This is a genomic window from Paraglaciecola sp. T6c (assembly GCF_000014225.1).
GTDB classification, from domain to species: Bacteria; Pseudomonadota; Gammaproteobacteria; order Enterobacterales; family Alteromonadaceae; genus Paraglaciecola; species Paraglaciecola atlantica_A.
On record NC_008228.1, the window covers coordinates 3,925,420 to 3,937,774 of the forward strand.

Annotated in this window: 6 protein-coding genes; 1 reads left to right on the plus strand and 5 read right to left on the minus strand. The window is 45.8% G+C overall.

The features are described from left to right. The first annotated feature begins 28 nt into the window (after positions 1-28). A complete protein-coding gene (locus PATL_RS16785) occupies positions 29-493 on the plus strand; it encodes a CreA family protein (RefSeq protein WP_011576009.1) in 465 nt (154 codons plus the stop codon). A 94-nt stretch (positions 494-587) separates the two neighbouring features. Here PATL_RS16785 and PATL_RS16790 read toward each other — a convergent pair whose 3' ends face one another. The 5 genes from PATL_RS16790 to PATL_RS16810 form a co-directional block, all read right to left on the minus strand. Further along, positions 588-3,056, minus strand: coding sequence for a GH36-type glycosyl hydrolase domain-containing protein (locus PATL_RS16790; RefSeq protein WP_011576010.1), 2,469 nt, complete (start codon positions 3,054-3,056; stop codon positions 588-590). A 45-nt stretch (positions 3,057-3,101) separates the two neighbouring features. Beyond that, on the minus strand, positions 3,102-4,643 hold the full coding sequence (locus PATL_RS16795; RefSeq protein ID WP_011576011.1) for an MFS transporter: 1,542 nt from the start codon (positions 4,641-4,643) through the stop codon (positions 3,102-3,104). A 379-nt stretch (positions 4,644-5,022) separates the two neighbouring features. Then, positions 5,023-6,585, minus strand: coding sequence for a tryptophan halogenase family protein (locus tag PATL_RS16800; protein WP_011576012.1), 1,563 nt, complete (start codon positions 6,583-6,585; stop codon positions 5,023-5,025). Between the two features lie 156 nt (positions 6,586-6,741). Next, entirely contained in the window at positions 6,742-8,274 is a 1,533-nt protein-coding gene (locus PATL_RS16805; protein WP_011576013.1) for a tryptophan halogenase family protein, read from the minus strand. 143 nt (positions 8,275-8,417) lie between these two features. Further along, positions 8,418-11,438 (minus strand): TonB-dependent receptor, encoded by a 3,021-nt coding sequence (locus tag PATL_RS16810; RefSeq protein ID WP_011576014.1) that lies wholly within the window; start codon positions 11,436-11,438, stop codon positions 8,418-8,420. Positions 11,439-12,355 lie beyond the last annotated feature (917 nt).

Here is a 12,355-nt window from a genome sequence, read left to right on the forward strand (position 1 = left end):
AAGAAAACATCCCCTTAGTGAGTGAGATATGAATAAAATACTAGTCGTCATCAGCAGTGTATTTCTGTTAAGTGCATGTGATTCAAACGAAGTGGGTGATGTGAGCTTAGGCTTATTTACCACCAAAGACATTAAGCTAAATATACTGCAAGACCCCATTGTCAGTGGTGTAACCTGCCATGTAGCAAGCATTGAAGCCGATCTTAGTTTTTCCGATCCATCGGACAGCTCTATCGCTTGTCGTCAAACTGGGGAAATCACCCCTGAAATGATTGCCCAAATCGACAAGTCAGAATCCGGAGATGTGGTCTTCAAAAAATCCAAAAGTGTATTTTTCAAGAGCATGAAAATACGCCGAATTTTTGATGCACGCAGTCAAACCCTAATGTATGTTTCTTACTCCACGAAAGAGACATCAGGCAGCTTTAAACATAGTCTTTCGACCGTTCCCTTGTGGGGAACAAAAGCATTCAACACCTATACTGGCTCTTAACCGAATAAAGGCAATCAAAAGGTCATAAAACGCCCTCGATGCTTATGCAGCGAGGGCGTTATTCACACCTCAACAGACCGCTAGCGTGCTCTGCTTAACCGACGATTGTCGCGATCACGTGATGCTCACCGTTGAATTGACTGTAATCAACGAGATTGCCCTGCACTTTTTTACCATCAATTTCTAGCTGCACCTTGCCTGACCCAAGGCCATCGGGATTACGTACCTCAATACTATAATGCGCACCTCTGAAGCGGCGCGACACAGCAAAGCTAGGCCAATCAGCAGGAATGCAAGGCGCTATCGTTAAGCCCGCATAGTCCGGTTTAATGCCCAATATATATTGGCTGGCCGCGTAATAGCACCAAGCCGCTGTACCCGTTAGCCATGAGTTTTTAGCTTGGCCCGGCGTTGCAGCATCAGTCCCAGCAATCATCTGGCTGTACACATAGGGCTCTGTTTTATGCAGGCTTTTAACGTCTTGCAAGTAAGCAGGCGAAATACTGGAAAAATATTCGAGTGCTTTATCGCCCCGCCCTAGCATGGCCTCTGCCACCATGATCCACGGATTGTTATGACAAAATATGCCCGCGTTCTCTTTATAACCGGGCGGGTATGAAGATATCTCCCCCAAATATTTATCGTACTCGCTAAACGCTGGTTGGTTCAGCATGATGCCGTGAGGCGTGGCTAATCGTTTTCCAACAGAATCGAGTGCTTGGCGTGCCTTGCCATCTTGCATGCCAATTCCTGCCATCACGCAGAACCCTTGAGATTCTATGAATATTTGGCCTTCTTTATTTTCGTGACTGCCTATTTTTTCGCCCTTGGCATTGTAGGCCCGCAAAAACCACTCCCCATCCCAACCATGCTTGAGCACAGCATCGCGCATTGCATCGACTTGCTTTTGTGCATAATGGGCCAGTTCAGCCTTGCCTAGTTGCAAGCAGAGTTGCACAAAATCTTGACCGTAAAGCACAAACTGGCCCGCGATCATCAAAGACTCTGCAACGTCAGACTTACCGCGCTGGGTGGTTTGATAGGATTCGTTTGGATCGTCAGAAAAACAATTAAGGTTTAAGCAATCATTCCAGTCTGCTCGGCCAATTAACGGTAACCCATGGGGCCCAAGGTTGTTAACCACATGCTCGAAAGCACGCTTCAAATGTTCAAAATGGTCTGGCTCCCCAGTTTCATCACCGTCAAACCCCACCTTTTCAGTGAGAATCGAAAAATCCCCCGTCTCTTTAATATAATTAACCGTTGATAACACCATCCACATGGGATCATCGTTAAAGTTGCCACCTATATTGGCATTACCTTTTTTAGTCAGAGGCTGATACTGATGATATGCCGAGCCGTCTGATTTTTGCGTCGCACTGAGATCTAAAATTCGCTCTTTGACCTTATCCGGCACCATATGGGCAAAACCAATGGTATCTTGATTTGAATCACGAAAGCCCATGCCGCGCCCGATCCCTGATTCATAAAATGAAGCGCTGCGTGACAAATTAAAAGTCACCATGTTCTGATATTGATTCCAGATATTAAGTGAGCGATTAAATTTTCTGTCTGGGCTGTTAATTTGAAAGTTACCCAACAAGGTGTCCCAGTGTGTCGCCAAATGATCTAACGCCCGTTGCACACTGTGGTTATCGGCGTAGCGCTTGATCAGTTCTTGCGCCGGCGTTTTATTGATGACCCCTGGAGATAGCCATTTTTGAGCTTTTTCCACTTCACAGTAACCCAAAACAAACACTAGGGTACGCTCTTCACCCGGCGCTAACTCGACTTCTACATGATGTGAAGCGATAGGCGACCAGCCATGGGCATGAGAATTCGCAGACTGGCCCTGTTCAACGCATAAGGGGTTTTCAACACCTCGATAAGGCCCTAAAAAATGCTCTCTGTCGGTATCAAACCCGTTGATGGGTTGATTAACCGAGTAAAATGCATAGTGATCTCGGCGCTCGCGGTATTCGGTTTTGTGATAAATAACACCGTCTTCTACTTCCACTTCACCAGTGGACAAATTCCGTTGAAAATTAGTGCCGTCATCCTCGGCGTTCCACAAACACCACTCGATATAAGAAAACAAACTGATTTTTCGGTGCCTAGCGCCAGTATTTTTAAGGGTCAATCGATGCACTTCAGCCTTTTCACCTAAAGGTACAAAGCAAGTAAGTTCAGAATTGATCCCTTGGTGACTCACGAGAAAACGGCTGTAACCCATACCATGTCGGCATTGGTATTTTTCGGGTTGGTTAGCCACAGGTCGGCCCGAGGCAGACCAAATCTCATCATCACATTTTAAGTAGAAATAACGGCCTGACGTATCGACGGGCACACTGTTATAGCGATAACGCGTTAAACGGCGAAACTTGGGATCTTGATAAAAACTATAGCCACCAGCAGTATTCGAAATTAACCCGTAAAACCCATCGTTACCTAGGTAGTTTATCCATGGGGATGGCGTAAACGGCGTGGAAATGACATATTCTTTTTGCTGATCATCAAAATAGCCAAATTCGGTATTCATGGCATCAGTGGACGGCTCGATCATGGGAAAACTCTCTCTAAGTAAATACGCGGCCTAAAAGCCAAAGCGCTATTGATGATTAGTTTGAATGGCGTTTCTGCGCTCAATAAGCTGGGTGTTCATTAGCTGTTGCTTTTTATCCGTTAATGGATAAAACAGCATCAGCAATGCTCCGGCTAACCCAAAAGCTGCGGGAATAAAGCTCATAAGCTGTTGCATGCCAGGGAGTGAGGCTTCAATCGTGCTCGCATCCATACCGTCATAGCCATAGCCCGCCAACACAACCAGCACCAACGCGCCTGCGAAACCGTTACCGGTTTTTTGCACAAAAGTCCCCGCGGAATATACAAGGCCAGTCGCCCGGCGACCGTTCCGCCATTCTGAGTAATCAGCGGCATCACCTAACATGCTAAAGAATAAGGTTGGCATCATTGCAGCAAAAAATTCCGCGCTACAGCCAAGAATAAATATGTAGCCAATGTCTTCCCCTGGTATCCAATAAAACCCGCACGTTAGGGCACTACTTAGAAGCAGGGCAACAATAAACAAATTTCGCCGACCAAGCTTATTCGCTAAGTAGCTAGTGCACAGTGCACCTATGATTGACACTACCAACAAGGCGATAAAATACTGGCCTGTGAGTAACTCATCGCCCACAAAGTACTTGAAGTAATATGCAATCACGCTGTACTTAATACCGTTGAACATCATAGTAAGAAAGCCCATCCCAAGTAGAATAAGCCAAGGGCGATTCGTCAACAGATCGAGCATGTCTTGCTGGGTACCTGACACATCTCCCCGAGGACGACTTAACATCCGGCGCACCAACCAGGTAGCGGTTGCGAAAACCAGCACAAACAGAACGCCAGTCGCAAGATTGCGGTAATAGAAAAATAGGCTCATTGAGAGCAGTGGCACAAGTACAAAAGGAGATTGTTTGGCTAAATCCCATAACTCACTGCGAAAGCTGCCGCGCACTTGTTCAATGGGAATAACCCGCTCTTTTGTCGTTGCGACGGATGTCACCATAAGAGCCATTAATAGGCCTGCGAACACATACATGGTGTACTGATACCCTTGCACGTCGTCACCGCTCCCTAACATAGCTACTAGGCTTGGCAGAAAACCCATCACAAATAAGCCTCCCACGAAGGCACCAGCAAAACGAAATCCAGACAAGCTAGTGCGCTCTTTATCATCTTCGGTCATCACCCCCATCAAAGCAGAATAAGGGACGTTATTAACGGTGTACGCCAGCGTTAGACCTATGTAGGTCAAATAGGCATAAACTAATTTGCCTGTGTCACTCAAGTTTGGTGTGGTGAAGCACAGCACCATAAACGCCCCTAAAAAAGGGGTAGACCACAAAATCCAAGGTCGAAATTTACCCCAAGCGGTGTGAGTACGATCAGCAATCATCCCCATGATGATGTCTGTTACACCATCGGTCAGGCGCACCACCAAAAATAAAATAGCCGCAGCAGACGCTGCCAAGCCAAACGTATCGGTATAGAACACAGCTAAGTAAGCTAAGGCGCCACGCCACACCAAATTCGCAGCCGCGTCCCCCATGGCGTAGCCAATTTTCTCGTATAAGGGTAAGGTTTTCATAAATGATGCGTACTGTTGAGGGGATACTGGCTGCGTTGAAGCATTGTTATTATTCCTATTCCAGTGCAATTGGGGCGACTGTCTTTGTAACAACAGTACAAGATTAACGTGGTGATAAACCTAGTCTTAGGTAATTGTTAGCGTAACGTTAAATGCAAATGAAAACGTTTTCAAGACTTTTGTATCTTTTTCTTTAAGCCGCTTAAGATAGAGCCGTCATTCGAACGCTAGAGCGAAGATTAAAATATTGAAAGGTAACTATTTAGACCCGACACTAGGCCAGTCTTGGTATGCCTAAGGTGCTTTTGTCTTACCGGTCGTTACAGTCTAGGCGCACTAAAGCAGTAGCCCTATGTACACTGCAACACCGTTCAAACACTTACACTTTTTGAAAACCGTACTGCTTAACGTGACTGAGCAATTGACGATTGCTTTTCAGCCCAGCCATGAGTTTACGCACATGCTGCTGGTTTTCTTGCAAGTGTTTGACGGCACTTTGTGGCGTGTCAAATTCCCTTGATGACACATCATTCAAGGTTTCAAAGCCCATACCGTACAAAACATATTGGTAACTGGCTGATGGAAACATGATTTCATTTTGCACAAAGTCATTGCGACTAGGTGGTTGAAAACGCCACTGCGTGAGTAATGAGCTGAGCCGTGGGGATATCGACTCAGGTGCACGCATTTGATGCCAGTACGGCTCACTGCGCGCGCTTAAAACATAATGCAACTTTAGAAATTCGACTATGTTTTCCCAGTGCAAAAGGAATCGTCGGTTAAAGTTATCCTGGGTAACCTTCATATGATCTGTTGTTACAGGCAGGTTTTCAGCAATGGCGGTAGCCGAGAGCTCAACCAATGCTAATGCAGATGCCTCTAAGGGCTCTAAAAATCCTGCTGACAAGCCAACCGCGACACAGTTTTTATGCCAAAAATGACTACGGTGCCCAGGTTCAAAATTGATCTTTCGTGCTTTGAGCGCATTAGCACGTTCTGGCCCAATAGACTGCGCCACATAGGCTTTAAGTGTTCGCTGCGCCTGCTCATCGTCAGTATGCTTGCTAGAATAGGTATACCCCACCCCTCGTCGGTCTTGTAAGCCGATATCCCATATCCACCCGGCCTCTTGGGCAGTTGATACGGTCGCCGAGACGATAGGGTCATCATCATTAGTGTATGGCACGTGCAGCGCCATAGCACTGTTGTTAAACAGCACGTCGCTTTTATCGATAAATGGCACATTAAAATGTTGCCCTAGTAATAACGAACGCGCCCCTGTGCAATCGATAAATAAGTCGCCGGTTAGCTCACCACTTTGACGCGTTTGTAATGCTTTAATGTCGCCATCATCGTGACTGATCACACCTTCAACGTGATCTTGAATATGGCGAACGCCTAGCTTAGCCACGCAGTGCTGCTGGATTAACTGGCCAAATTTGCCTGCATCAAGGTGGTAACCGTAATTGAGCACCCCTGCATATTCAGGGGTAGCGTTTTGTTTTGGGGCTAACCCTGCCTGACAAATATGACTTTGCGCACAAACCACGTCAGCAAAAGGATGCTCAGAGGCATAGGTTTTCCACGCGCTGTATTGATTTGCTTTGCCGTAGCCGCTTGGGATCACAAAAGGGTGGTAGTAAAAGTCATTGTCTGCGCCGTTTTTCCAGCCGACAAACTTTGAGCCCTGTTTAAACGCTGCGCCGCAGTGGCGAATAAATTCAGTTTCGCTAATCCCCATGCGCTGCAAAGAGTTACGCATTGAAGGCCAAGTTCCCTCCCCCACGCCAATAATATCCACATCGGGTGATTCAATTAGGCTGACGCAGATTTTGCTTTGCTGTGAGCCACATTGGTGCTCTGCGGCAATGATCCCAGCGGTTAACCAACCTGCACTGCCACCACCGACGACAACGATATTTTTGATACTGCGGTTACTCATTTGTGACTACCCATGTTAAACATGACATGCTATTTACGGACGCTTTGGCACAATACTCTTTATACTACCCCATCTAAGTGGATGACACGCAACAACTGCTTTATGTTTTCTTTTGCTGCGTATTCGCGGCCTACCCGTCACTCTGCTTGCTAGTGCTTATGACGCTTTGCAATAGCGCTGAATAAACTGTTGATGACTAGGCAATTGGGCAACTCGTTGCTCTATTGCGCTGCGCATGCCGGCTAAAAAGCGCGTTAACTCATCCTTATTCATTTCATTCACGATATGGTGATACTGCTCTGGCGCTAGGCCTTGCCCCAACATGACTTGCGTCCAAGAATCGACGCGGAATATATCGCCATCATCTAAAAAGACTCTGCCCGTTCCTTTAAATAAGCGAATTTTGTGGGCCAAAGATGCAGGCACTTCCATGCTTTGGCAATGCTGCCAAAACGGTGAGTCATCACGAGTGGTAACCTTATAGTGCAAAACAATAAAATCACGAATACTGTGCAGTTCACTGGTGAGTTTTTCATTGTATTCATCAATAGTGGATTGGCACACACCATCGAAGGGGAACAAGCGCATTAGTCGTACGATGCCTGTCATAATCAAATGAATGCTGGTGGACTCAAGTGGCTCTACAAACCCACTGGCTAAGCCCAATGCCACACAGTTTTTGTTCCAGCCCTTGCGTCTGCGGCCGGTCTTGAACTTAATCACTCTGGGTTCGTTAATGGGGACGCCATCCAGGTTAGCGAGCAAAGTGGTTTTTGCTTGGTCGTCACTCGTGTATCGGCTACAGAATACCATGCCATTGCCTACGCGATGCTGTAACGGAATTCGCCACTGCCAACCAGATTCATGGGCGGTAGCACGGGTATAAGGTAGAGGATCAGAATTGGCTTGAGTTTGCACCGCGACTGCGCTGTCGCACGGTAACCAATGTGACCAATCCTCGTAACCAGTATGTAAGGCTTCTTCTATCAGCAGACCTTTGAATCCTGTGCAGTCAATAAAAAAGTCTCCCTCAACAACTTGACCTGATTCAAGTGTTAAAGATTGAATGAAGCCACTCTCTTGATGCTTATTCACCTGTTGAATTTTACCTTCAATTCGTGTCACCGAATCGGCGCAAAAATTCCGTAGAAACTTAGCGTATAGCGTGGCATCTAAATGGTAGGCAAAGTTCATTGGCGCATTTGCAGAGAAGGCAAACTTCCCTTGCTTTGAAGCCTGAAGCTCGTAGCAGTAATCCCCGAAAGGGACGTCTATTCCCAGCTCTTTTCCCCGTAGCCAGAAATGATGGAACTCCCCAGCCCAGCACTCTTTTCCCGTGACACCGAAGGAGTGAATATAACTGTCATCTTTTTGTCCCCAGTTATTAAATTCAATTCCCAGTTTGAAGGTACTATTGGTGGCTCGCATAAATGCTTGCTCGTCGATATTCAGCAGTTTGTGTAGTGTTCGAATGGGCGGAATAGTGGCTTCGCCTACCCCTACCGTGCCAATCTCGTCTGACTCAACCAAAGTGACATCGAGTGATTTTCCCAGTAATTTAGATAGCGAAGCAGCGGCCATCCAACCTGCCGTTCCACCACCTGCGATAACCACTTTTTGTACTCTTTGTCGTTTCTGCCCATTCTGGGTGCTCTGCGTTTTCTCGTTGTTCAAGACTAACCTCGCCATCCAAATAATTAGGTTGAGTACGTTTGGTTCAAAGCTCTTTTTTAAAGCTCTTGTTTCAATATAACTAAAAAACAAGCCGCGATAAATCGCGGCTTTAAATGCCGATTAACTCGGCAGACCTACAGGTACACACTTGTTACACATTAGAACGTATATCGGGCACCTAGCGCGTAGCGCGCGCCAAGTTGTTCCAAGTTCCATAATTGAGCGGACGTACGCCCGTGACGGCGACTGTTCTCATCCGTAATGTTTATCCCTTCAAGGAATACAGATAAATCATCATTCACTTGATACGACACATTAAAATCGATTTGCGAGTAAGACTCGGTAAAGCCCGGTTCATTCACATATTGACTCGTGGTGTCCAAAAACTTATCACGCCAGTTGTAAGCAATACGCCCCTGCCAGCCATCTTTCTCATACATGGCAACCAAGTTTGCCGTATCACTTAAGCCCACTAACGCGAATTGCGTTACCGATGGGTTAGCAGTGATATCGTAACTTACATCACCATTGACTGTGGTGTAGTTAGCTTGTAAACCAAAGCCCGTGTCTCCGAAGAAGTGCTGAGCAGCCAGCTCGAAGCCATAAATATTGGCGTTCTTATTATTCACTGGTTTTGAATTAATAAAGGTTAAGAATGGGTCATCTTCATTAGGTAACACATCATACTGGGCTTCGAATTGCTCTATGGTTAACGAGTCATAAGCGATGTTGTTTTCCATGGCTGCCACCATGTTAAACAAATTAGTATCGGTTAACGGTTGTCCAATACGTTCAAGTTCAGCGGCCGCAGCCTCTGCACGTGGACCAGCGGTCGCATCACGTAGACCGAATACGCTTTCTTCCACCTGCTCGTTACCAATAAAGTTCTTCACTCGTTTATCGTAGAAGCCTAACGATACATAACTGGTATCTTCAAAATAGTATTCAACGGATAAATCGATATTGTCAGATTCAAGTGGCACCAAAGAGGGGTTACCTGAGCTAGCGGTTGCAGTTGCGCCTTGGGTGATTAGCGTTGGACCGCTTGGCGTGCCCACGGATGCTGCCGCGCTCAAGTTATTGTACGTTGGGCGAGCAATGGTCTTGCTGTAAGACAAACGCGCCTTAACGCCATCCATCACTTCAATATCAAAATCAATACTAGGTAGAATATGGTCGTAGTCAGAATCAACAGCCACGTCTTGAGTCTCAGAGCCAAAGCGCACATTAAAATCGTTATTACCTTCCCACGCTATTGCACTGGGCAAGCTGATGTTAGCGACCGACGTAGAATCAGTGCTTTCGTAACGAACACCCGCAAGGATATTGTACGGACGACCACCTAACTCTCCGTCTAATTCAAACTCTACATAAGCCGCAAATATGTCTTCTTCAATTGTGCGATTAGTGGCGAACGGGTTATCGGCTGCAAATGCGAAGCCGTATTCCTGCGCGGCAAATGCGCCAATCTGTGCTACATCACCAGTGAAACCTTGGCTGAAAATGCCGTTGGTGTTGTAGTCATCAAACTCGTCGGCAAAACTAAACGGCGTTAAGTAGTCCGCTGGCAATTCACCCGGGTTTTCAATACCCCAGTTACCCATGGTACGTCTGGTTAATGATTGCAGTGACGTGCTTTCCATTGAGCGCGATTCAACACCGAAATTAATCCCGCCATCGTCAAATGAGTACTCACCATCCAAACGGAATTGGGTGATATCCGTGCGCTGAGAATTAAAATTCATATCAAGAATTGCAGTACCTACATCATCTTGGTCAAGCACGCCATTACCGTTTAAGTTGTCACGCGCAGCGTCATCAAAATCTACCGTCATGATAGGGAAATCACCAGAGAAGTCAGCCCCCTGCCCACGGTTAACATTGGCCCCTAACCCTAGGTTAGTCCAGGTACCATAAGGCGCATCTGGGCGCCCTTCGGCTGATGAATCATGCACATCGAAGAACATGACTAAGCTGTCGTTGACGTGGTACTCAACATTAAAACCAACAGATTTGTTTTCATTGACTTGGTTCAGCTCCTGAATGGCTAGCCCCAAATCGCGCGGCAGTAAATCACGGCGTTCTTGTTCAATCAATATAGGGGTTTTAACCACTTCGTCGTCAAAGGTAAGCTCTGAGAAGTAGCCATCATCCATCCAGATGGATTGCTCTGCGCGAGCCTCGTATAGGTCCTGTTTTGAATAGGTGTAATCCAAGGTTGCGGTTAAATCTTCTGATGGGGCATATTGAAAAGTAAGCTGCGCATTAGTACGTTTACGTTCACGATCAGCAATTGAGTAACGTAAATCAGCTGGAATGGCAAACAGTTGACCGTCTGCTGGACCATTGTTTACCACCACCGCTGGCCCATTAAAGCCAGGTAAATTAGGATCGGTTTGGTTAGGTGATTGTGGAATGCTGCCCTCGTATGGGTTAACACGCCATTCATTAACAAATGCACCCACTGCTGAGCTGTCACGCTCTTGTACACTGGCAGATAAAGACACACCAAAAATGCCGTCGTCATCAACAAAATTAAAGAACCCTGATACTTCAGGCGTTACGTCATCCCCCACACGGTTAGTGGTGTCCATCAATGCTTTTGCGCCAACAGAGCCGGTAAAGCCGCTTTCCAGTGCGTCTAGTGGGCGCGCCGTCTTAATGTTAACGGTTGCCCCGATACCGCCCGTTGCTATGCTAGCACGACCAGTTTTGTACACTTCCACACCACGTACGCTTTCAGAGGCTAAATCGGCAAAATCAAAAGCCCGTGAATTTGGCGTGCCACCACCGCCAGGAATAGCAGCACCTGGCATGGCACGACCATTTAGCGTCACCATATTAAAATCAGGTCCAAAGCCTCGAGCCGTAATCTGGCTTCCCTCACCGTTACTCCGACTAATAGAAATACCCGTGATGCGTTGCAAAGATTCCGCTAAGTTAGTATCCGGAAACTTACCTATGTCTTCTGCAGAAATGGCATCAACCACACCAGCAGAATCACGTTTAATCCCCATAGATTCTTGAATACTCGAGCGCATGCCTCGTACTTGGATCACCTCCAAGTCATTCGCGCTTTCTTGAGCAACGGCAACCACAGGAGCAAGTACTGTCGTACCAAGCAGTATTGAAATACTCTTGGTCAGTAGTGACTTATTAAATTTCGCATATGTGTTCATTTTTGTGCGTCCTTTGTGTTTCTATTAGTAGAATTAACCTAAACCATACAAGTTGGAAGTCAGCTACTGCTCTTGACCACTTTTTTATTTTCATTAATGAAAGCCGGTCTTCCCAAATACGTTGCGCGGTCGCTGTAACATCAATACCCTCAGGGCATAAATACATGTTTTGCGTTTACCCAATTGAGTCTCGCCCAACCACCAATGTAAACGTTTTCATAATGCTAGGTTTATTTTAACAATTCGTCAACATTTTTAGTCGATAAGCCGTTTAATTTTAAACATCACTATCAAGCTAATGAAATGTTACAAATACATTAATACAAACTCGACCAGTGTGGGTATCACAAAATCGGTGACTAATATGACAAATTCGGCGCTAAGATAGCTATAAGTTAACAAAGGCCTTATAAACAAAGGGTAAAGATGGACAGCGAAAATATTAATAATTATATGTTTGCCTATACCTAAAACGTTAAAATGTTAATGAAAGTAGACAAATAAGCGTTAAAATTATATGTGAAGCACTGTGCAACATGCGCAAATAACGACAAGAAGTCGTGCATTAAATACAAGAACAATGAGATATAGGTTAACAAAGTAACCTGAAAATATTGAGATCCAAAGCATAGCGAATGAAAATTGATGAAAACGAAAACATTTACAGTACGTATCGTATACGATGATACTGCTGCACCTATCAGGCAGACTGGTACTAATAATTGGCTTATATCAAGGTGCAACGTCGCCACTGTGTGCATAATGACCATTCAGGATGAAGCTTAATGGGTCACAAAAATAGCGCTAGTGTCTGCAAATTCCATCGAGTCAAGATAATATGCATTAGTAAATGAGTGAAATGCAGCGTAACTATCTTTGATGAAAATCTGCCGAAAAAGTCGACACTGTTTCTACAT

Coding starts and splice junctions, on each gene's coding strand:
- PATL_RS16785 (WP_011576009.1), top strand. CDS start 29: ATGAATAAAATACTAGTCGTCATCAGCAGTGTATTTCTGTTAAGTGCA.
- PATL_RS16790 (WP_011576010.1), bottom strand. CDS start 3,056: ATGATCGAGCCGTCCACTGATGCCATGAATACCGAATTTGGCTATTTT.
- PATL_RS16795 (WP_011576011.1), bottom strand. CDS start 4,643: ATGAAAACCTTACCCTTATACGAGAAAATTGGCTACGCCATGGGGGAC.
- PATL_RS16800 (WP_011576012.1), bottom strand. CDS start 6,585: ATGAGTAACCGCAGTATCAAAAATATCGTTGTCGTCGGTGGTGGCAGT.
- PATL_RS16805 (WP_011576013.1), bottom strand. CDS start 8,274: ATGGCGAGGTTAGTCTTGAACAACGAGAAAACGCAGAGCACCCAGAAT.
- PATL_RS16810 (WP_011576014.1), bottom strand. CDS start 11,438: ATGAACACATATGCGAAATTTAATAAGTCACTACTGACCAAGAGTATT.